We start from the raw sequence: 20,598 nt of genomic DNA on the forward strand, positions 1-20,598 counted from the left end.
CAATACGATAGCGGCATGAAAGACATCCTGATTCTGTATTACAGCGTACACGGCGGCACCCGCACGCTGGCCGAAAGTATGGCGCAAGGCGTGGCGCAGGTGCCGGGGGCGCTGCCGCGGGTGCGTACCGTGCCGCGGGTGAGTACCGTAGCGGAACAGACTGCACCGTCCATTCCCGACGACGGGCCGCCTTATGTGGAACTGAGCGATCTGCAGGAATGCGCCGCTCTGGCGCTGGGCTCGCCCACGCGGTTTGGCAATATGGCCGCGCCGCTCAAATACTTTCTCGACCAGACCTCGGCGCTATGGCTTTCGGGCGCTCTGGCGGGCAAGCCGGCGGCGGTGTTCACCTCCACCGGCACGCTGCATGGCGGGCAGGAAAGCACCCTGCTGTCGATGATGCTGCCGCTGCTGCACCACGGCATGCTGATCGTCGGCCTGCCCTACACCGAGACGGGGCTGATGACCACCCGCGGCGGCGGCACGCCCTACGGCGCCAGCCATCACTCCGCGCCCGATGCCAGCCTGCCGGTAAGCGAAGAAGAAAAGCGCCTGGCCTTCGCGCTGGGGCAGCGTTTGGCGCGAGTGGCGCTCAAGCTCGCGGCAGACTGAACCGAGCGCATGATGTCGGATTCCTCTCAACCGTTATCGACCACCTCCTGGCAGCATGTCTGGCACCGGGGTGCGGTGGCCAGCCTGCTGGCGCTCATTCTGCTGTGCGTGGTCTGGGAGCTTTGGGCGGCGCCGCTGCATCCCGGAGGATCGCTGCTGGTGCTCAAGGTGCTGCCCCTTTTGCCCGCCGTGCCCGGCGTGCTGAGGGGCACGGCGCAGACGTTTCGCTGGCTGAGTCTCCTGTTGTGGTTTTACGCGGCCGAGGGCATCACCCGCGCGCTGACCGACCCCAGCGCGGCGTCGCGCGGGCTGGGGTGGATTGAACTGCTGCTCTCGCTGCTGTTGTTCCTCAGCGTGGCCGGTTTTTTGCGCACCGGAGCGCCGCGCCATGCTGCCCGCTGAACAGCATCGCTTTCTGGACGCCTTGCGCGCCTTGCTGGGCACGTCGCATGTGCTGCACCTGGCGGAAGACTGTGCACCCTATCTGACCGATTGGCGCAAACGCTATCAGGGACGCGCGCTAGCCGTGGTGCTGCCGGGCGACGCCGCGCAAGTGGCCGGGGTGGTGCAGCTTTGCGCGCTGCATGGCGTGGGGGTGGTGCCGCAGGGCGGCAATACCGGCCTGGTCGGCGGGGCCACGCCAGACGCCAGCGGCGAGCAGATCGTGCTGAGTACCCGGCGACTCAATCGCATTCGCTCCATCGACCCCGCGGGCGGCGTGCTCGTCGCGGAAGCCGGGTGTGTGCTGGCCACCGTGCAGCAAGCCGCGGCCGAGCACGGTCTGCTGTTTCCACTGTCTCTGGCCGCTGAGGGCAGTTGCACCATAGGCGGCAATCTTTCGACCAACGCTGGCGGCACGGCGGTCTTGCGCTACGGCAATGCCCGCGAGTTGTGTCTCGGACTGGAAGTCGTCACCGCGCAGGGCGAGGTGCTCGACGCACTCAACCTGCTGCGTAAGAACAATACCGGCTACAGCCTGCGCGATCTATACGTCGGCGCCGAGGGTACGCTGGGCATCATCACCGCGGCGGCGCTCAAGCTCTTTGCGCAACCGGCGGCGCAGATCACCGCGCTGGTCGCGGTGCAGGATGTGGCCGCCGCCATTGACCTGCTCGGTCTGGCGCAAGTCCGGCTGGGGTGCAGCCTGACCGGCTTCGAGCTGATGAGCGCGCACAGTCTGCAACTGGTGCAGCAACATTTTCCGCAACTCGCTTTGCCTTTTGAGTTGCCCAGCGCCTGGTGCGTGCTGCTCGAGTCGAGCGAAACCGAGGGCGAGCCGCAGGGCAGGGCGCGTCTGGAGTCTTTGCTGGAGATGGCGCTGAACGATGGCTTGATCGTCAATGCAGCCGTGGCGCAGAGCCTGTCGCAAAGCCAGGCGCTCTGGCATTTGCGTGAATCGATTCCGCTGGCGCAGGCACAGGAGGGACTGAACATCAAGCACGATATCGGCGTGCCGCTCTCGCGCATGGTCGCCTTTGTCGAGTCCACCGCCGAGTTGGTCACGCAGGCGCTGCCCGGTGCACGCCTGGTGGTTTTCGGCCATCTGGGCGACGGCAATTTGCATTACAACGTGCAGGCCCCGGTGGGCGCGGATGCGGCACGTTTTCTGGCCGAGCATCAAACCGTTTGCAACCGCATCGTGCACGATGCCGCGGTGGCTTGCGGCGGAACGTTCTCGGCAGAACACGGAGTCGGCCAGCTCAAGCGGGACGATCTGGCGCGTTACGGCAACCCGGTTGCGCTGGCCCAGATGCGCGCTCTCAAACAGGCGCTCGATCCGCAGAATCTGATGAATCCGGGGAAGATGTGGTCCGGTTGATGACCGGCAGCGCTTCGCCGCAGCGGCGGCAATAGCGGGCATCTGCAGTGTGCCCGACCAGCCCGCAACGCGAGCACGCCGTGGCGTCTTCCTCTTGCGCCTGGCGGTGTTCTTCGACGCGGCGCTGGTTCCGATACGAGTTGATCAACTCCGCCGAATAGATGCCCGTCGGCACGGCGATGATGCCGTAGCCCACGATGATGATGCCCGAGGTGATGATCTGCCCCAGCGCCGTCTTCGGCGTGATGTCGCCAAAACCCACCGTCGCCATGGTGACGATGGCCCAGTAGATGCCACGCGGAATGCTGGTGAAGCCGTTTTGCGGCCCCTCGACCAGATACATGATGGAGCCGAAGATAGTGGTCAGCGCCAGCACGCTGAGCACGAACACAAAAATCTTGTTCTTGCTGCGAGACAGCGCATCGAGCATCTGATTCGACGCGCTGGTGTATTCCATCAGCTTGAGAATTCGGAAAATACGCAGCACCCGGAGAGTCCGGATGACCGTCAGATGGCCCGACCCGAGAAACAACAACTCCAGATACGCCGGCAGGAAAGACAGTAGATCGATGATGCCGAAAAAGCTGCGCGCATACCGCCACGGGTTTTGCACCACGGAAAGCCGAAGCACATACTCCAGCGTGAAAGCGATGGTGAAAATCCACTCTAAAACATAAAACACCCCATGCGCACGAACATGCACGGCCTGCACCGAATCGAGCACGGTGATCAGCACGCTGAGCAGAATGAAGCCGATCAGCACGAGATCGAATAGCTTTTCGTCGCGCTCGTCGTGGTAATACATCACCCGGTACCAGTACGCCCGCCACCCCTCCTTGGAGCGTGGCGCAAGCTGGGTGCTGGACTGTCGGTTTTGCATCGGCGTAGGCGTAAGTAAGGCCGTAAGTAAGGCGCGTCGCGATTCTATGGGGGCGCAACTCGGGGCTTGCGGCCACCGATCAATGGAGCCTCCGGTCGGGGCTCTTCGCGACTGAGGCACCGCACGACCATCCCGGGTATTGGATGCAAGCGGGCAGTGATGTCCTGCGCGACGGCCCTTCATCCAAATTACAGCACGGCGCTATCGAGTTCGGCTTGCCTTTCAGGCTACCGAAACATCGGCTGGAACGATGCGAGCCCGGTGCCCGCCGCAATGAAGACCTTGAGCTTTTGGGCGCGGTCGGTGGCCTTTGTGTTGCGGGCGACGGTATCAGTCAGCGGCATGGGTTCCCCCCATCTAGGCATGTACCCCATGCCTTTCTGATGTACCCCCGCTTTGTACCCCTATCGCCTCGCGGATGTCAAAGAACGACACCGAACAGCTACGGAATAAAAAAAGCCGTAAAGCATTGATTTCTGTATGCTTTACGGCTCTCTTTGAACTGTGCCGAATAAAAAACTGGTGGGCGGTACTGGGATCGAACCAGTGGCTTCCACCGTGTGAAGGTGGCACTCTACCGCTGAGTTAACCGCCCGAATCACCCTTCCGTTCCAGGAAGGACGATCAGCAAAGTCCGCAATTATTGCACACTTTTTTCGGTTCAACTGTTTTGGCTCGCCGCCGCGCCCGGACGCCAGATGCTCTTGCCTTGGCTTTTTTTGTCGAGCAATTGCAGAAACGCTTCATGCGCGGCTTGCTCGTCGCTGCTGGGGGCGCGAACGGGCAGGGAAAAATGATCGAGTCGGTGCGAAGCCACGCTCATCTGTTGTTGAGGCGTCTCCAGATCGATCACCAGGCTTTCTTGGCCTCGTGTGAGACTGAGATAGACCTCGGCGAGCAATTCGGCGTCTAGCAGCGCGCCGTGCAGGGTGCGGTGTGCGTTGTCGATGCCGAAACGCTTGCACAGCGCGTCGAGGTTGTTGAACTTTCCGGGGAACTGCAGCTTGGCCATCGCCAGCGTATCGGTGACCAGCGGGACGTGTTGCTTGAAGGCGGGACGGTTGAGTCGCTCGAGTTCGGCGTCGAGGAAGGCGCAATCGAAGGGGGCGTTGTGAATGATGATTTCGGCATCGCGCACAAACTCGAGCAGGTCGTCGGCGATCTGCTCGAAGCGCGGCTTGTCGGAGAGAAATTCTTCGGTGAGTCCGTGGACTTTGAGGGCGTCGGGGTGGCTGGCGCGGTCCGGGTTGAGGTAGGCGTGGTAGTGCTTGCCCGTCAATCTGCGGTTGAACAGTTCGACTCCGGCAACTTCGATGATGCGGTCGCCGCTGGCGGGATTGAGGCCGGTGGTCTCGGTGTCGAGGACGATTTGGCGTGTCATGCGGGGTGGGTCTCAGGCAAAATAGTGGGTTTGCTGCGCCGCTTTTTATTTGGCGGCCACTTTGCGCGTAGCGGCGGGCTGCAAGGCCTCAGGTCTATGAAATTCAAATTCTTTTCCCGCTACGCAGCCAAAAGCCTACCCCAGATGCAAGCCGTCGCGAGATGCGACCCGGCCAGACCATGAGCACGAACGAATCCGAACTGAACCGCGAGCAGATCCGCAGGCGACGCACTTTCGCCATCATCTCTCACCCCGACGCGGGCAAGACCACACTGACCGAAAAGCTGCTGTTGTTCTCCGGCGCGATTCAGATTGCGGGCAGCGTGAAGGCGCGCAAGGCCAGTCGCCACGCCACTTCCGACTGGATGGAGATCGAGAAGCAGCGGGGCATTTCGGTGGCCTCGTCGGTCATGCAGATGGAGTGGCGCGATTGCGTGATCAATCTGCTGGATACGCCGGGTCACCAAGACTTTTCTGAAGATACCTACCGCGTGCTGACCGCAGTGGACGCGGCGTTGATGGTGATCGATGCGGCCAACGGCGTCGAAGAGCAGACGCTGCGTCTGCTCGAAGTCTGCCGGGCGCGCAACACGCCGATTCTCACCTTTGTGAACAAGATGGACCGCGAGGTGCGCCAGCCGCTCGACTTGATGGACGAGATCGAGCGCAATCTGGGCATGGCCGTGGTGCCGTTTACCTGGCCCGTGGGGATGGGGCGCGAATTTCACGGCGTTTATGACCTGCGCCTGGACCGCATGCGGGTGTTCCGGCCCGGCGAGGAGCGGGTGCGCGATGACGACCAGATGTTGACCGGGCTCGACAATCCCGAGTCGGCGCGCCGCTTTGGCCAGCCCTACGAACAGGCGCAGGGCGAGATCGGCTTGCTGCGCGAAGCAGCGCCGGCTTTTGATGCGGAGGAGTTTCTCGCAGGGCGTCAGTCGCCGCTGTTTTTCGGCTCGGCGATCAACAACTTCGGCGTGCAGGAGGTGCTCGATGCGCTGGTGGAACTCGCGCCGTCACCATTGCCGCGCGCGGCGACCACGCGGGTGGTGCAGCCGGACGAAAGCGCGTTTACCGGCGTGGTGTTCAAGATCCAAGCCAATATGGACCCGGCTCACCGTGACCGCATTGCGTTCGTTCGCATTGTCTCGGGTCATTTCGAACGCGGCATGAAAATTCGGGTGGGGCGCACGGGCAAGGACATTCGGCCGGGCAGCGTCGTGACCTTCATGTCGCAGCGGCGCGAGTTGCTGGACGAAGCGTTTGCCGGCGATATCGTCGGCATTCCCAATCACGGCACGCTGCATCTGGGTGATAGCCTGAGCGAGGGGGAAGAACTGCAGTTCACCGGGCTGCCGTTCTTCGCGCCCGAGATGTTTCGTGCGGTTGAAATTGCCGACCCGATGCGCAGCAAACAACTGCGCACCGGGCTGCAGCAACTGGGCGAGGAGGGCGCGATTCAGGTCTTTCGCCCGTCCACCGGCGGCAGCCTACTGCTGGGGGCCGTGGGAACACTGCAGTTCGAAGTGGTGCAGCACCGGCTCAAGTCGGAGTATGGCGTGGATGCGCGCATGGAAAGCAGCAAATACCGCATGGCGCGCTGGTTCACTTGCGACGATCCGCAGGCGCTCAAGCGGTTCATCGAAACCAATGCCCACCGCATCGCCTACGACGTGGTCGATGCGCCGGCGGTCTTGCTCACGCACGCCAGCGAATTGCGGGTGATGCAGGAACTGGCGCCCAAAATCCAGTTCCATACCCTGCGTGAGCATGCCGGCCAGGTGTTTAAGACCTCGCTGCAGACTTGACGGTCAGGTCGCTGCGGGTTGTTGCAGACTGGGGCAGACGACGCCCCGGTAGGCGTGCCAGCTGGCATGGCCAATGACGGGCAGCACAATAATCCAGCCCAGGCCAAAGGGCAGCATGGCCAGCAGGCTGATGCTGCCGATCAACGCCGCCCAGCAGAACATCGCCACCGGATGCTCCAGGCAGACGCGCAGGCTCGTCAGCGCCGCGGTGATGGCGTCCACGGGCCGATCGAGCATCATGGGGATAGACACCACGCTGATGGCGAACACCAGCCCGCCAAACAGCAGAGCGACCCCCAGATAAACCAGGACGAATGTGACGTTGGCGGGGTCAAGCAAGAGCCGCAACACGCCGCCAGTTTCGGGCATGCCCGCATCGAAAAACAGGGCGAACACCACCAGCGCGGTGCGCCCCCACAGCAACTCGATGACCAGCAGCAGCCCGGCGAAAATGGCCACGCTGCCCCGGTGAGGCCACCAGCAGCGGATGCAGAAGTTCAGCCGCGCCTTCAGATTGATCTCGCAGCGGCGGCTGGCTTCCATCAAGCCCATGGCCAGGGCGGGGCCGACCAGCAGCAGGCCAGCCGCCAGCATCAGGGTGTATTCGGGCGAACTCGCCAGCGTCCAGGCCAGCAGCCAGCCCAGCGCGGTGAAAATGAGCCCGTAGCTCAGACCGACAACCGGGCAGCGGGCAAAGTCGCGCCAACCGGCGGCCAGCCAGCGAAAAGGTGTATTCCATTGCAGACTGCACACGCTCACACGGGTGCGGGTTTCCGCGGCTAGCGGGTGATGCTGCGCTTCTTCTGGCGTCATATCCCTGTTCTCCTCCATGTTGGGGGCAGCCGACTTAGGGCAGCCCATCCAACTCAGAGGCTAAGGTGTGACAAACCGTCGCACAACCCGGGATACCCCGTGGTGTCTATCGTGATGTCTCAGCTGGTATGGGCGCTGGCTTGCGGCAACCAGATCTGAACCTGCAAACCGCCAGGCTGAGCATTGCTGAGTTCAAGCCGCCCGCCCATGGCGGTGATGGTTTTTTCCACGATGGAGAGACCCAGGCCCGTGCCTTTGGCCGAGGTTCTGGCCGCGTCGCCGCGAAAGAACGGACGGGTGAGCTGGGCGAGGTGATCGGCCGGGACGCCCGGGCCGTGGTCGCGCACAGTGAGTTGCACATGGTCGATGCCCGGCTGCAGGCTGATGTCGAGATCGGTGTGCACTTCACCCGGTGTCAAGGCGTAGCGCTTGGCGTTTTCCACCAGATTGACCACAACGCGTTGCAGCTCCAGGGTGTTGGCGCGTACCGGCGGAACCGGCGGTGTCTGCAGGTGCAGCACCACGGTCTCGTCTTTCTGATAACGATCGCGCACAAAGTCGATCAAGGCATTGAGATCCACCGTTTCGATCTTCGGCGTGGTGCTGCGCGCATATTCAAGAAATTTGCTGATGATGCGGTCGGCCTGCTCGATGTCTTCGATGATGTATTCGCGTGCCTGCTCGTCAGGCACGCTCATCTCGGCTTCCAGCCGTAACCGGGCCAGCGGTGTGCGGATGTCGTGCGAAATGCCGGCGAGCATCAGCGCGCGCTCCTCTTCGACTTCCTGAAGGCTGCGCGCCATGCGGTTGAAACCCCGGTTGACTTCGCGAATTTCGCGCATGCCCGACAGCTCGTCGAGCATCTGCGAGTAATTGCCGGCGCCTACGCGGGCTGTGGCCAGGCGCAGATCGCGCAGCGGCTTGTTGACAAAGCTGGCGATGACCGCCGCACCAATGAGCGCCAAAAGGGTGGCGATGACCCCCCAGCTTGCCCAGGTTTCACTCAGCGAGGGATCGATCCGGGAGCGGTCGAGCAGCAACCAGTAGGGGTCGCCTTCGAGCACGAAGCCGATCCACAAGCCAGGGCGATCGTTCACGACGTCGGCGAAATCGAGATGTTCGTTCAACCGCGTGTCCACCGCGACTTCAAGCCGCCGGGTGAATTCGGAATGATTCATCGGCGTCCACTGATCGCCCGGACTGCGCGGGTAGATGTAGATGCCTTCCTTTTTCGCCAGATCTTCGAGCAGCGAAACCCGGTATTGCGGGTCGGAGTGAATCAGCGCCAGCCGCGTGAGATCGATCAGGCTGGTGATTTGTCGCGAGGTCTGCTCGACCTGGGGGCCGAGTTCGAGCAGCCGAAAGCTCTGGAACCAAGTCGCCAGGCTGGCGCTGACCAGCAGGACGATGAGCAGAAAAGTGCGCCAGTACAGGCGGCCGAACAGCGCGCTGATCCAGCGCGTCATACGGGAAAATGGACTGAGAGAGAAAGCCGCAGAGCCGCCGACCGAGCCCGCGCCACGCCCCGGCGTCTGGTCGGGCGGGGTAGGGCCTTCGTCAGGATCAGCCTTCGGCGTTGTCGGGGACGAAGACATAGCCCACGCCCCATACGGTCTGGATGTAGCGCGGATGCGCTGCGTCGGTTTCGATGATTTTGCGCAGACGAGAAATGGCGACGTCAAGGCTGCGGTCGAAGGCTTCGTAGTCGCGTCCGCGGGCCAACTCGGCCAGGCGGTCGCGCGACAGCGGTTGGCGGGGGTGACGCACCAGCGCCTTGAGCATGGCGAATTCGCCGGTAGTCAGGCTGATGACTTCGCCGTTCTTGCTGAGTTCGCGCCGGGCCAGATCGAGGCTGAAGGGGCCGAACACCACGGTTTCGTCTTCGCGCGAGGGCGCGCCGGGCAGTTCCGGCGAAGGCTGGCGACGCAGCACTGCGCTGATGCGGGCGAGGAGTTCGCGGGGGTTGAAGGGCTTGGGCAGGTAATCGTCAGCGCCGACTTCCAGGCCGATGATGCGATCCACATCTTCGCCCTTGGCCGTCAGCATGATGATCGGGGTCTGGTCTTTGGAGGCGCGCAGACGCTTGCAAATGGACAGGCCGTCTTCACCGGGAAGCATCAGATCGAGCACGATCAGGTCGAAGCGCTCCTTCACCATGATGCGCGACATCGCCTTGGAATCTTCGGCTACGAACACTTCATAACCTTCTTGGGAAAGATAGCGACGCAGCAGGTCGCGGATGCGCGCGTCGTCATCGACGACCATCAGCTTCTTCGGTTTTTCGTGGTCCATAGAGGCGTCATTCCTGAATGAAAACAAGGCAAAAACAAGGCAAACTAGGCTGCCGACCTTCCTTGCAGCGATGTGTCAGCTTAAGGCTTGTTACACAGTTTACTGCGAGAGCAAGGTGATTCGGGTCGATTCGATTCGATAATTTCATTTGCAAACTTTGGATACGCCCTTGCCTGTGATCTTGCGTCCGTCCTGGCGTCGATTACGCCTGATTTCCCTGATCGGCGCCTGCCTTGTCGGCACGGTGGCCCAGGCGGGGGCGTCTGCGGCGTTGATGCCGCAGCGGCTGCGCCAGATTGCCGGGCCTGTGGAGGCCAACCTGGCCGAAGGGGCGGGTGGCAAGGTGGCGGACGGCCGACTGGCTACGTCGCAGTTTCTCAGCCCGGCAGCGTCCACGCCCGTCAAGCCGCATGTGTTGACCTTGCATGACCGGGAAATTCTGCGGCAGCAGATTCAGGGCGCGACGCAGGGCATGAATGCGCGGGCGCCCTCCGCCACGCACAAATCGCATCACTGATCTCTCCGAGTCGGTCGGTGATCGGTATGATGAGCCGATCCTTCTGAAACTCAGTTGATCGCCGTGGAAAATCAGCCTCGTCTCTGCTCTGTGCAATGCCTGCATCCCGGAGGTTTGCATCGCCTGGCCTATTGGGAATGGGGCGCTGCGGACCAAGATGATGTCGTCGTCTGTGTTCATGGTCTGACCCGGCAGGGCCGCGATTTCGACGTGCTGGCTCAGGCGCTGCAACCGGGCCGCCGCGTGGTGTGCCCCGACCTGCCCGGCCGGGGCGAGTCGGACTGGTTGACCAATCCTGCGCTGTATCAGGTGCCGCAATACCTTGCCGATCTTGTCACCTTGCTGGCCCGTTTGAAGGCGCGTCGGGTGTCTTGGGTGGGCACCTCGCTGGGCGGGCTCATCGGTATTGCTCTGGCCGGCATGGAGCACAGCCCGATAGATCGGCTGGTGCTCAACGATGTCGGCCCATCGCTCGATCCGCGAGGGTTGATGCGCATCGCCAGCTATGTCGGACGGCAAATGCGCTTCGACACCCCCGAGCAGGCGGCTGATTCGCTGCGCGAAATTTCGCTGGGCTTTGGCCCCCATACCCCAGAGCAATGGATGGCGCTGACCCGCCCCATGTTGCGCCCGGACGGTGACGGCTGGCGCTTGCACTACGACCCCGCGCTATCTCAGCCGTTCAGCGCGGCGACGGCGCAGGCCGTAGCGGCTGGCGAAATCGCCCTTTGGCAGGCCTACGATCAGATCGCAGCGCCGACTTTGGTTGTGAGAGGGGCGGATTCCGACATTCTCAATGTGCAGACGGCGCTGGCGATGACGCAGCGCGGCCCCAGGGCGCGTCTGGTCGAGCTTGCTGGCGTGGGGCACGCGCCGACGCTGGTGCAGCCCGACCAGGTGGGCATCGTGCGCGACTTTTTGCTGTCGTGAGCCCGAATCAGTCCGTCGCGGTGCGTAGCGCCGCCCAGGCGGAGCCCGCAGACCAACGGATCGACCAGGCGCGGGCCTACGCCCTGGCGCTGATCGATACCGTGGTGCTCGAAACCGGCGAGCCCGCCGTGGAGCATGCGGACGGCGTGAGCGCCATACTGCGCGAAATCGGTGCCGATGCCGACGCCCAGGCCGCGGCCTACCTCAATCTAGTGGTGCCCCAACTGGCGCATCCGCAAGATCAGCTGAGCAAACACTTCGGCGAAGCGCTGGCGGCCTTGTCGGTGGAAACACGCAAGCTGGTCGAAGTTTCCCGCATGGCAAGGAGCGGTCCGGACGAGGCGGAACTGCGGCGTCGGCACACCGAATTGGTGCGGCGCCTGCTGCTTGGATTTTCACGCGATCTGCGCGTCGCCCTGCTGCGCCTGGCGTCAAGGCTTCAGTCCCTGCGATATTTCACCCGCACCAAGCAAGCCGCGCCCGCGGCATTTCTGGCTGAAAGCATGGAGGTCTATGCCCCGCTAGCGAATCGTCTGGGCATCTGGCAGGTCAAGTGGGAGATGGAAGACCTGTCTTTCCGCTTAATGCAGCCCGAGGTTTACAAAGACATCGCCCGCAAACTGGACGAGCGGCGCGTCGAGCGCGAACAGGGCATCAGCACGGCCATCTCCCTGCTGCAGAAGGAATTGCAGCGGCAACACATCGCCGCCGAGGTGGTTGGCCGACCCAAACACATCTACAGCATCTGGCGCAAGATGCAAGGCAAGCATCTGCAGTTCGAGCAGGTGATGGACTTGCGAGCCTTGCGCATCATCGTCGGCGACGTCAGCGCCTGCTATGCCGCCTTGAGCGTGGTGCACGCCATGTGGGCTTCGCTGCCGGGCGAGTTCGACGACTACATCGCCAAGCCCAAGCCCAACGGCTATCAGTCGCTGCACACCGTGGTGCGAACCGACTCGGGTCAGATTTTTGAAATCCAGATTCGTACCGCCGCCATGCATGTGCACGCCGAGCAGGGCAGCGCGGCGCACTGGGCTTACAAAGAGGCGGGCGCCAAGGGTTATCTAGGACAAACGCAGGCGGGCGACTACCAATCGCGCATCGCCCTGGCGCGCCAGTTGCTGGCACTGCAGCAGGAACTCGCCGGTGCAAGTTCGCCAGCAGCAAATGCGCCAGCATCGACGGGCGCCTCCGCCGACCCTGCCGTGGAGCCCGACGCGGAAGATCGCATCTTCGTGCTGACTCCACAGGCCCGCATTGTCGAGCTGGCCAGAGGCGCCACGCCAGTGGATTTCGCTTATGCGCTGCATACCGATCTGGGGCACCGCTGCCGAGGCGCGCGCGTCGATGGCGCACTCATCCCGCTGACCACGCCGCTGCGTAGCGGGCAGACGGTGGAGATCGTCGCAGCGAAAGAGGGCGGTCCATCGCGAGACTGGCTCAATGCCGAGCTGGGCTATTTGCGCAGCCCTCGGGCGCGTGCCAAGGTGCGCGCCTGGTTCAATCAACTCGCCCAGCAGCAGACGATTGCCAAGGGCCGAGCGCAGGTCGAGCGCCTGCTGCAGCGCGAGGGCAAGACCAGTTTCAATTTGCAGAGTCTGGCTGAAGGATTGGGGTTTCGCACTGCCGATGAGCTATTCGAGCGCGTCGGCAAAGATGAGTTTTCGCAGCGGCAGATCGAGGCCTACCTGCGCGCCGATCCCGCCACTTCGGCTGTGGACGAGTCACTGGTTTTTTCAAGCGGTGGCGCCGCCCCTAAAAAGCAGGGCGGGCAGGTGCTGGTCGTGGGCATGGGCTCGCTGCTCACGCAGCTTGCGGCTTGCTGCAAACCGGCTCCGCCCGACGCCATCGGCGGCTTTGTCACTCGCGAGAAAGGCGTGACGGTTCACCGCGCCAATTGTCAGAATTTTCGCAATATCGCGCGCCAGCATCCCGAGCGCGTGATTGCCGTGACCTGGGCGGGCCAAGATGATGCCAGCGCGCTCTACCCGATCGACCTGGAGGTCAGCGCGAACGACCGCCAAGGCTTGCTGCGCGATATTTCCGACGTGCTGACGCAAGAGCGCATCAACGTCATCGCAGTGAGCACCCGCTCAGTAGGCGACCTAGCGCAGATGCGGTTCACCGTGCAGTTGGCCAACAGCGCCAAACTCAAGCGCGCCCTCAAGCTCATTGCCGACGTGCCCGGTGTGCTGAAAGCTTCGAGAAAATAACTCTGTTATTTGGTGCACAAGAGCCGTGCTATGATTGCGGGCTTCGTAGGCGGTTAGCTCAGATGGTTAGAGCGCTTGCTTGACATGCAAGAGGTCGTTGGTTCGATTCCAATACCGCCTACCAAATTCTTCCAATCTCCTCATACAACGCCATGCATCCTTTTCGAACTAGCTTGCAGACCCCCTGAGTTTTAGAGGTCCGCACGCCCGTGCATAGCGATGACAAGGTGCGGTCCATCCGCACCTTTTTTATTTGAGCGAGACGCATCATGTTTCAAATCACCCTGCCAGACGGTTCCAAACGTGCTTTCGAAGCCCCGCTGACGGTCGCCGAACTGGCGCAGTCGATAGGCGCCGGGCTGTTCAAGGCGGCCTTGGCCGGAAAAGTTGACGGCAAGCTGGTCGATACCAGCTACCGCCTTTCGCAAGATGCCGAGGTGGCCATCGTCACGGACAAGGATGCCGAGGGGGTGGAAGTGATTCGGCATTCGACGGCTCACCTTCTGGCCTACGCCGTTAAAGACCTGTACCCCGACGCGCAAGTGACCATCGGCCCGGTGATCGAAAATGGCTTTTACTACGACTTCGCCTACAAGCGACCCTTCACGCCTGAAGATCTCGAAAAGATCGAGGCGCGCATGGCCGAACTTGCCCGCAAGGATGAGCCAGTGCGCCGCAAAGTGCTGCCGCGTGATGAAGCGGTCGACTATTTCAAGTCGCTCGGCGAGCATTACAAAGCCGAAATCATCGCCAGCATTCCTGCGGGTGAGGATGTGTCGCTGTATTCCGAAGGGGCTTTCACCGATCTTTGCCGCGGCCCGCACGTGCCATCGACTGGGCGGCTGAAGGTGTTCAAGCTGATGAAGGTGGCCGGCGCCTATTGGCGCGGCGACCATCGCAACGCGCAATTGCAGCGGATTTACGGCACCGCCTGGGCCAAGAAAGAAGATCAGGACGCCTATCTGCACGCCTTGGCCGAGGCGGAAAAGCGCGATCACCGCAAGCTGGGCAAGGAACTCGACCTGTTCCATTTCCAGGAAGAGGCGCCGGGACTGGCCTTCTGGCATCCCAAAGGTTGGGCGCTGTGGCAGGCTGTCGAACAGTACATGCGGCAGGTCTATCGCGATAGCGGCTACCAAGAAGTCAAGGGACCGCAGATTCTCGATGTGAGCTTGTGGAAGCGCTCGGGTCACTGGGACAACTATTCGGAGAACATGTTCTTCACCGAGTCCGAAAAACGCCAGTTCGCGGTCAAGCCGATGAACTGTCCCGGTCATATCCAGATTTTCAATTCAGGTCTGCGCAGCTACCGCGATCTGCCCATTCGCTATGGCGAGTTTGGCTCATGCCATCGCAACGAGCCCTCCGGTGCGCTGCACGGTCTGCTGCGCGTGCGCGGTTTCACGCAGGATGACGGTCATATTTTTTGCACCGAAGATCAGATCGAGGCCGAGGTAACAGCTTTTCACCAGCAGGCCATGCAGGTCTACACCGACTTCGGCTTTACCGATATTGCCCTGAAGATTGCCTTGCGCCCAGAAAAGCGCATCGGCGAAGAAGCCGTTTGGGACAAAGCCGAGGCCGCCTTGCGCGCTGCGTTACAGGCCTGCGGTGTGGCGTGGCAGGAGTTGCCGGGAGAGGGCGCGTTCTACGGCCCGAAAATCGAATACCACATGAAAGACTCGATCGGTCGCGCCTGGCAGGTGGGCACCATGCAGGTCGACTTCATGATGCCTGAGCGGCTGGATGCCGAGTATGTCGATGAGCATTCGCAGCGGGTGCGGCCGGTCATGCTGCACCGGGCGATAGTCGGCTCGATGGAGCGTTTCATCGGTGTACTGATCGAACACTACGCCGGCGCGATGCCGCTGTGGCTCGCGCCGGTTCAGGCCGTCGTGATGAACATCACCGATGCGCAGGCCGGTTACGCACGATCTGTTGCACAAGCGCTGACAAAACAAGGCTTTAGGGTCGAGTTGGATTTGCGCAACGAAAAAATCAACTATAAAATACGTGAGAATGCATTGAGCAAAGTGCCTTACTTGCTTGTGGTCGGTGACCAAGAGCGAGACGCGGGAACCATCGCGGTACGGGCACGCGGCAATGTCAACCTCGGGGTGCTGTCCCTAGAGGCGCTGACGCAAAAACTCTCCCAGGAAGTGCAGTCGCGCGGATCAGCCCAGCAGTAAGAACTCAGCTGGGGCAGCATATTTGTCTAAATGAATTGAAAGGTTTGAGCCATCGCTACGTTCCAGAGCCGTAATACACCGGAAAAACGCGCGCATCGTCTGAATCGCGAAATCACGCTTCCCGAACTCCGCCTAGTCGGACCTGACGGCGAGGCGCTCGGGGTGGTTTCTCTCACCGAGGCGCTCAGACTCGCCGAGCAGCATGATGTGGACCTGGTGGAAATTGCGCCGACCGCATCACCTCCGGTCTGTCGTTTAATGGATTACGGCAAGTTCAAATACGAAGAACAAAAAAAGAACCACGAAGCCCGGTCCAAGCAAAAGCAAATCCAGATCAAGGAAGTCAAATTCCGTCCGGCAACAGACGACGGCGACTACCAGATCAAGCTGCGTAACCTCCGCCGTTTCCTGGAGGAAGGTGATAAAGGCAAGGTCAGTCTGCGTTTCCGTGGGCGTGAAATTACCCACCAGGACATCGGGATGCGGGTGCTGGAGCGCGTTAAGGCGGACGTCGAAGATGTCGGCCAGGTTGAGCAGATGCCCAAGCTGGAAGGGCGCCAGATGATCATGGTCATCTCGCCGAAGAAAAAAAAATAAACAGCCTTTGCTGCGCTGGTTCAAATGGTGCTGGTGCAGCAAAGGCGAGAAGTGCGTTCCTGCTTTTTGGCGGTGAACAAACCTGTGGCGCAAGCTGCAGTCGCGTGTGTTTGGCTCAGAGGGGCGAATGCCGCAAAACTCGTGTGCGTAGGCTTGAAAGTGTCTGGTTCATCGCCAGACCGCCTGCGGATATGTCATATTTAATGGAGCAATCATGCCCAAGATGAAGACCAAAAAGAGTGCCGCAAAGCGATTCCGCGTGCGTCCGGGCGGCACTGTCAAACGTGGCCAAGCGTTCAAGCGCCATATCCTGACCAAGAAAACCACCAAGAACAAGCGTCACTTGCGTGGAGCCACGGCGGTGCATGACAGCGATCTGAAGCAGATCGCCGCCATGATGCCTTTCGCCTGAAGCGCCAGTCGCCTCAGTTCGAACAATCAATCAGGATAAGGAGTCTTAAATGCCTCGCGTCAAACGTGGTGTGACTGCACGTGCACGTCACAAAAAAGTTCTCGACCTCGCCAAGGGTTTCCGCGGCCGCCGCAAAAACGTCTATCGCATCGCCAAAGAAGCGGTGATGAAGGCTGGGCAATATGCCTACCGTGACCGTCGTGCCAAGAAGCGTGAATTCCGCTCGCTGTGGATCACCCGGATCAACGCCGCGGTGCGCCAGTCCGGCATGACCTACAGCGTGTTCATGAATGGCATGAAAAAAGCGCAGATCGAAATTGACCGCAAGGTGCTCGCCGACATGGCGGTGCACGACGCAGCAGCGTTCGCCAAAATCGTCGCTCAGGTCAAGGCAGCAATGGCCTGATCGCAGGGCCTGGATCTTTGTTGCTCTGTTGCGTGTCTTGCTGTGCAAAGGCCTGTTTCCACAGGCCTTTGTTCTTTGTTGGCGGTGCTGCGCTTGGGCGCAAGGGTTGGTTGCCGTCTCTTGGGATGCCTGTTCACACTTTTTCGGTGTACTTAGTCTATGAATCCTTTGCAAACCCTGATCGATCAAGCCAGTGCCGAGTTTTCGCAAGCGACGGATTCCGCCACGCTGGAAAACGCCAAGGCGCGCTATCTGGGGAAGACCGGCTTGATCACCATCGAGATGAAAGCCCTGGCGGCTCTCCCGACTGAGGAAAAGCGGGCCCGGGGCGCTGAGATCAATCTGGCCAAGCAGGCGATTGAGCAGGCTTTGCAACAGCGGCGCGAGGCGATCGAGCAGGCGGCGCTCCAGGCTCAACTGCAGGCGCAGGCGATTGACGTGACCTTGCCGGGGCGCGCTGGAAATCAAGGCGGCTTGCACCCGCTGACGCGTAGCTGGATGCGGATGGAGCAGATTTTCCGCTCCATGGGTTTCGACGTGGCCGACGGCCCGGAAATCGAAGATGACTGGACCAATTTCACCGCGCTGAATTCGCCACAGAATCACCCCGCGCGCTCGATGCAAGACACCTTCTACGTCGACGCCAAGGATGTGCACGGCCAACCGTTGCTGCTGCGAACGCATACCTCTCCGATGCAGGTTCGCCATGCCCGAGCCCACGTGCAGCGGTATGCAGGGGCCGCCGAAATGCCGCCGATCAAGGTGATTGCGCCGGGACGCACTTATCGTGTGGACAGCGACGCGACGCATTCCCCGATGTTTCATCAGTTTGAAGGACTATGGATCGACCAGAATGTCTCAATGGCCGATCTCAAGGGCACCTTCACCAGTTTTCTCAAGGCCTTCTTCGAGCGCGACGATATTCTGGTGCGCTTTCGCCCCTCGTACTTTCCCTTCACGGAACCATCCGCCGAGATCGACATGATGTTCGAGAGCGGGCCGCTCAAAGGCCGCTGGCTGGAGCTTGCAGGTTCCGGGCAGGTGCATCCCACGGTGGTGCGCAATTTCGGGCTCGACCCCGAGCAGTTCATCGGCTTCGCCTTTGGCAGCGGCCTGGATCGCATCACCATGCTGCGTTATGGCATCTCGGATCTGCGGCTGTTCTACGAAAACGATCTGCGCTTTCTCCAGCAGTTCGCCTAACCCAGTCGCCACCCCTCGTTATATTTTGCGGCCTGACCGCTGAGCTGAACTTTTCAAAGAGCTGATCATGCAGTTTCCCGAATCCTGGTTGCGCCAGTTTTGCAATCCCGACCTCTCGACCGAAGCGCTGGCCGATACCCTGACCATGGCGGGTCTGGAAGTGGAGGAAGTGCAAGCCGCGGCACCCGCTTTTTCGGGCGTTGTAGTGGGGTTGGTGCGTGATGTGCAGCCTCATCCCAATGCCGACAAACTTCGTGTTTGCCAGGTGGATGTCGGCGCGGCTCAATGGCTGCAAATCGTCTGCGGTGCGCCCAATGTGGCCGTCGGCATGGCCGCGCCCTGTGCGCTGGTGGGGGCCGAGTTGCCGCCGCAGCAAGAGGGGCAGGGCGCGTTCCGGATCGGGCCGGCCAAGATGCGCGGTGTGGAATCGCAGGGCATGCTGTGCTCCGCACGCGAACTGGGCCTGTCGGCCGATCATGCCGGTTTGCTGGCGCTTCAAGGAGCGCCGCAGGCCGGGGCGGATCTGCGTGAATGGCTCTCGCTCGACGAAGCCGTGTTCACCATCAAGCTCACGCCGAATCTGGGGCATTGCCTGAGCATCATCGGTGTCGCCCGTGAGGTGTCTGCAGTCACGGGTGCGGTGTTCCACAGACCGACGTTCAGGACCGTGGCGCCCACTCTGGCGGACCGATTGCCGGTGAGCATTGAAGCGCCCGATCTCTGCGGGCGGTTTTCCGGCCGCATCATCCGCGGTGTGAATGCTCGGGCCGAAACGCCGCAATGGATGAAAACGCGGCTGGAACGCAGCGGACAGCGAAGCATTTCTGCTCTGGTCGACATTTCCAACTATGTGATGATGGAGTTGGGCCGCCCGAGCCATGTGTTCGATCTGGCCAAGATTCGCGGCGGATTGACCGTGCGCTGGGCGCGCGAGGGCGAGCAGCTTGAATTGCTCAACGGGCAGACCATCTCCCTGAGCGCCGACATGGGGGTGATTGCCGCCGAAAACGGCGTGGAATCTCTTGCCGGCATCATGGGTGGCGAGTCCACCGCCGTCACCTTGGACACCACAGACATCTACCTCGAGGCCGCATTCTGGTGGCCAGACGCCATTCGTGGCCGCGCCCGCCGGCTGAATTTTTCCACCGATGCGGCCGCCCGCTTCGAGCGCGGGGTCGACTATGCGACCACCGTCGAGCACCTCGATGCCATCACCGCGCTGATTCTGGACATCTGCGGCGGACAAGCGGGCCCGGCCGACGATCAGATCACCCAACTGCCGCAACGCAAGCCGGTGCGGATGCGGGTAGCGCGATGTGAGAAAGTCATCGGCATTCCTATCGGCTCAGACCGCATGGGCGAGATTTTTTCGCGGCTCGGGCTTCAGGCTGAACTCGACCGCAACAGCACTGAACCCGCCTGGATCGTGACGCCAGGCGCTGAACGTTTCGATCTGGAGATTGAAGAAGATCTGATCGAAGAAGTTGCACGCATTCACGGCTATCAGCACATTCCAACCCAGGCGCCGGTGGCGCGCCTGCATCCGCTGCCGGTGCCCGAGGGCCAGCGCACTTTGCACAGCCTACGTCTGAAAGCCGCGGCCCTGGGCTATCAAGAGACCCTCAATTTCTCTTTTGTGGATGCGCAAGCGGAGCAGGATTTCGCAGGTCAGGCTGACCCCATCCGCCTGCTCAATCCCATCGCGTCACAGATGTCGGTGATGCGCTCCACGCTTATCGGCTCACTGGTCAAGGTGCTGGCAGACAACCTCAACCATCGTGCTAGACGGGTGCGGCTGTTTGAACTCGGTCGTGTGTTTGCGCGCGATGCGCAGGCCGAGAACGGGCCGATGCAGGTTGCGGGCATTCGCCAGCCGATGCGCCTGGCGGGTCTGGCCTATGGCTCGGTGGTTCCCGTGCAGTGGGCCGAGCCGGAACGGCGGGTCGATTTCTACGATGTGAAGGCAGATGTCGAGGCCTTGTGTGAGGGCTCAGGCGAGGGCACGGGCGAGTTGCAATGGATGCCGGTTCAACATCCCGCCTTGCATCCGGGGCGCAGCGCGGAAGTTCGGCTGGGCGGTGAGCGCCTGGGTGTGGTGGGAGAATTGCATCCGCAATGGGTGCAGCGCTATCACCTGCAGTTTGCACCCGTGATCTTCGAGCTGGATGCTGGGCTCTTGCAGGCCCAGAAACTGCCCGTGTTTGCCCCCATTAACCGCGTACCCGCCGTGCAGCGCGACCTGGCGTTTCAGGTTCCCTCGGGCGTCAGCTATGCGCAGATGCAGCAGGCAGTACAAACCGCCATCCAGAACATTCCGGTTTGCGGCATCATCCGGGAGGTGCGACTCTTCGACCTGTTCACCCCGCCCGGAGACACGACCTCGAAAAGCATGGCCTTCCGACTGCAACTGCAAGACCAGCAAACCTTGACTGACGAGCGGGTGGATGCCGCCTGTCAGGCGTTGGTTGCCGAGTTGGCGACTGCAACCGGGGCACAACTCAGGGGTTGAAGTCGGTCGAAACAACA

18 protein-coding genes and 2 tRNA genes are annotated in these 20,598 nt (G+C 61.6%); 14 read left to right on the top strand and 6 right to left on the bottom strand.

Annotated features, from left to right (window positions below; translation table 11 throughout):
- The first annotated feature begins 15 nt into the window (after nt 1-15).
- The 3 genes from wrbA to B3H47_RS14225 are packed head-to-tail and all read left to right on the top strand — an operon-like array spanning nt 16 to nt 2,431.
- The gene (gene wrbA, locus B3H47_RS14215) at nt 16-612 is read left to right on the top strand and encodes an NAD(P)H:quinone oxidoreductase (RefSeq protein WP_286987672.1); all 597 of its coding nucleotides are present in this window, start codon (nt 16-18) and stop codon (nt 610-612) included.
- Between the two features lie 12 nt (nt 613-624).
- Nucleotides 625-1,014, top strand: coding sequence for a DUF2069 domain-containing protein (locus tag B3H47_RS14220; RefSeq protein WP_286987673.1), 390 nt, complete (start codon nt 625-627; stop codon nt 1,012-1,014).
- Nucleotides 1,001-2,431 (top strand): FAD-binding oxidoreductase, encoded by a 1,431-nt coding sequence (locus B3H47_RS14225; protein ID WP_286987674.1) that lies wholly within the window; start codon nt 1,001-1,003, stop codon nt 2,429-2,431. The genes B3H47_RS14220 and B3H47_RS14225 overlap by 14 nt, the downstream gene beginning before the upstream one ends.
- Here B3H47_RS14225 and B3H47_RS14230 read toward each other — a convergent pair.
- The 3 genes from B3H47_RS14230 to dnaQ all read right to left on the bottom strand — a co-directional run bounded on the left by B3H47_RS14230 (nt 2,373) and on the right by dnaQ (nt 4,692).
- Nucleotides 2,373-3,311 carry an ion transporter gene (locus B3H47_RS14230; protein ID WP_286987675.1) on the bottom strand — a complete coding sequence of 313 codons (939 nt, stop codon included), beginning with the start codon at nt 3,309-3,311 and terminating at the stop codon, nt 2,373-2,375. The genes B3H47_RS14225 and B3H47_RS14230 overlap by 59 nt on opposite strands.
- A gap of 520 nt (nt 3,312-3,831) precedes the next feature.
- Nucleotides 3,832-3,906, bottom strand: a tRNA-Val gene (locus B3H47_RS14235).
- A gap of 66 nt (nt 3,907-3,972) precedes the next feature.
- Nucleotides 3,973-4,692, bottom strand: coding sequence for a DNA polymerase III subunit epsilon (gene dnaQ, locus B3H47_RS14240; RefSeq protein WP_286987676.1), 720 nt, complete (start codon nt 4,690-4,692; stop codon nt 3,973-3,975).
- Between the two features lie 179 nt (nt 4,693-4,871).
- On the opposite strand from dnaQ, the gene B3H47_RS14245 reads away from it, so the two are divergent.
- Complete coding sequence (locus B3H47_RS14245) at nt 4,872-6,500, top strand: peptide chain release factor 3 (protein WP_286987677.1); 1,629 nt, start codon at nt 4,872-4,874, stop codon at nt 6,498-6,500.
- Between the two features lie 3 nt (nt 6,501-6,503).
- Here B3H47_RS14245 and B3H47_RS14250 read toward each other — a convergent pair whose 3' ends face one another.
- From B3H47_RS14250 to ompR, 3 genes are all read right to left on the bottom strand, one after another.
- Nucleotides 6,504-7,313: a DUF2189 domain-containing protein gene (locus B3H47_RS14250; protein WP_276728603.1), complete on the bottom strand. Its 810-nt coding sequence runs from the start codon at nt 7,311-7,313 to the stop codon at nt 6,504-6,506.
- Between the two features lie 119 nt (nt 7,314-7,432).
- Nucleotides 7,433-8,908 (bottom strand): ATP-binding protein, encoded by a 1,476-nt coding sequence (locus tag B3H47_RS14255; RefSeq protein ID WP_286729991.1) that lies wholly within the window; start codon nt 8,906-8,908, stop codon nt 7,433-7,435.
- A complete protein-coding gene (gene ompR / locus B3H47_RS14260) occupies nt 8,877-9,605 on the bottom strand; it encodes a two-component system response regulator OmpR (RefSeq protein WP_013105699.1) in 729 nt (242 codons plus the stop codon). The genes B3H47_RS14255 and ompR overlap by 32 nt, the downstream gene beginning before the upstream one ends.
- Nucleotides 9,606-9,780: 175 nt before the next feature.
- Between ompR and B3H47_RS14265 the strand changes: the two genes are divergently transcribed.
- The 10 genes from B3H47_RS14265 (at nt 9,781) to pheT (ending at nt 20,581) form a co-directional block, all read left to right on the top strand.
- Nucleotides 9,781-10,122, top strand: a complete 342-nt coding sequence (locus tag B3H47_RS14265) for a transglutaminase (RefSeq protein ID WP_231836507.1) — start codon at nt 9,781-9,783, stop codon at nt 10,120-10,122.
- 63 nt (nt 10,123-10,185) lie between these two features.
- A complete protein-coding gene (locus B3H47_RS14270) occupies nt 10,186-11,052 on the top strand; it encodes an alpha/beta fold hydrolase (RefSeq protein WP_286987678.1) in 867 nt (288 codons plus the stop codon).
- Nucleotides 11,049-13,265, top strand: a complete 2,217-nt coding sequence (locus B3H47_RS14275; protein WP_286987680.1) for a RelA/SpoT family protein — start codon at nt 11,049-11,051, stop codon at nt 13,263-13,265. The genes B3H47_RS14270 and B3H47_RS14275 overlap by 4 nt, the downstream gene beginning before the upstream one ends.
- Before the next feature lie 47 nt (nt 13,266-13,312).
- Nucleotides 13,313-13,389, top strand: a tRNA-Val gene (locus B3H47_RS14280).
- 145 nt (nt 13,390-13,534) lie between these two features.
- The gene (gene thrS, locus B3H47_RS14285) at nt 13,535-15,454 is read left to right on the top strand and encodes a threonine--tRNA ligase (RefSeq protein ID WP_286987684.1); all 1,920 of its coding nucleotides are present in this window, start codon (nt 13,535-13,537) and stop codon (nt 15,452-15,454) included.
- Nucleotides 15,455-15,505: 51 nt separating this feature from the next.
- Complete coding sequence (infC, locus tag B3H47_RS14290) at nt 15,506-16,051, top strand: translation initiation factor IF-3 (RefSeq protein WP_156052675.1); 546 nt, start codon at nt 15,506-15,508, stop codon at nt 16,049-16,051.
- A 214-nt stretch (nt 16,052-16,265) separates the two neighbouring features.
- The gene (gene rpmI / locus B3H47_RS14295) at nt 16,266-16,463 is read left to right on the top strand and encodes a 50S ribosomal protein L35 (protein WP_013123033.1); all 198 of its coding nucleotides are present in this window, start codon (nt 16,266-16,268) and stop codon (nt 16,461-16,463) included.
- 49 nt (nt 16,464-16,512) lie between these two features.
- The gene (gene rplT / locus B3H47_RS14300) at nt 16,513-16,869 is read left to right on the top strand and encodes a 50S ribosomal protein L20 (protein ID WP_013105707.1); all 357 of its coding nucleotides are present in this window, start codon (nt 16,513-16,515) and stop codon (nt 16,867-16,869) included.
- Nucleotides 16,870-17,028: 159 nt separating this feature from the next.
- Nucleotides 17,029-18,072, top strand: coding sequence for a phenylalanine--tRNA ligase subunit alpha (gene pheS / locus B3H47_RS14305; protein ID WP_286987687.1), 1,044 nt, complete (start codon nt 17,029-17,031; stop codon nt 18,070-18,072).
- 67 nt (nt 18,073-18,139) lie between these two features.
- Nucleotides 18,140-20,581 carry a phenylalanine--tRNA ligase subunit beta gene (gene pheT, locus B3H47_RS14310; RefSeq protein ID WP_286987689.1) on the top strand — a complete coding sequence of 814 codons (2,442 nt, stop codon included), beginning with the start codon at nt 18,140-18,142 and terminating at the stop codon, nt 20,579-20,581.
- The last annotated feature ends 17 nt before the right edge of the window (nt 20,582-20,598 follow it).

Origin of the sequence: Thiomonas sp. UBA7699, assembly GCF_002482605.1 — a bacterium.
GTDB lineage: Bacteria > Pseudomonadota > Gammaproteobacteria > Burkholderiales > Burkholderiaceae_C > Thiomonas > Thiomonas arsenitoxydans.

Excerpts from the sequence above, each read along its gene's own strand:
- thrS (WP_286987684.1), top strand. The coding sequence starts at position 13,535 with ATGTTTCAAATCACCCTGCCAGACGGTTCCAAACGTGCTTTCGAAGCC.
- B3H47_RS14225 (WP_286987674.1), top strand. The coding sequence starts at position 1,001 with ATGCTGCCCGCTGAACAGCATCGCTTTCTGGACGCCTTGCGCGCCTTG.
- rpmI (WP_013123033.1), top strand. The coding sequence starts at position 16,266 with ATGCCCAAGATGAAGACCAAAAAGAGTGCCGCAAAGCGATTCCGCGTG.
- pheS (WP_286987687.1), top strand. The coding sequence starts at position 17,029 with ATGAATCCTTTGCAAACCCTGATCGATCAAGCCAGTGCCGAGTTTTCG.
- dnaQ (WP_286987676.1), bottom strand. The coding sequence starts at position 4,692 with ATGACACGCCAAATCGTCCTCGACACCGAGACCACCGGCCTCAATCCC.
- B3H47_RS14245 (WP_286987677.1), top strand. The coding sequence starts at position 4,872 with ATGAGCACGAACGAATCCGAACTGAACCGCGAGCAGATCCGCAGGCGA.
- B3H47_RS14220 (WP_286987673.1), top strand. The coding sequence starts at position 625 with ATGTCGGATTCCTCTCAACCGTTATCGACCACCTCCTGGCAGCATGTC.
- ompR (WP_013105699.1), bottom strand. The coding sequence starts at position 9,605 with ATGGACCACGAAAAACCGAAGAAGCTGATGGTCGTCGATGACGACGCG.
- wrbA (WP_286987672.1), top strand. The coding sequence starts at position 16 with ATGAAAGACATCCTGATTCTGTATTACAGCGTACACGGCGGCACCCGC.
- B3H47_RS14255 (WP_286729991.1), bottom strand. The coding sequence starts at position 8,908 with ATGTCTTCGTCCCCGACAACGCCGAAGGCTGATCCTGACGAAGGCCCT.
- rplT (WP_013105707.1), top strand. The coding sequence starts at position 16,513 with ATGCCTCGCGTCAAACGTGGTGTGACTGCACGTGCACGTCACAAAAAA.
- B3H47_RS14250 (WP_276728603.1), bottom strand. The coding sequence starts at position 7,313 with ATGACGCCAGAAGAAGCGCAGCATCACCCGCTAGCCGCGGAAACCCGC.
- B3H47_RS14230 (WP_286987675.1), bottom strand. The coding sequence starts at position 3,311 with ATGCAAAACCGACAGTCCAGCACCCAGCTTGCGCCACGCTCCAAGGAG.
- pheT (WP_286987689.1), top strand. The coding sequence starts at position 18,140 with ATGCAGTTTCCCGAATCCTGGTTGCGCCAGTTTTGCAATCCCGACCTC.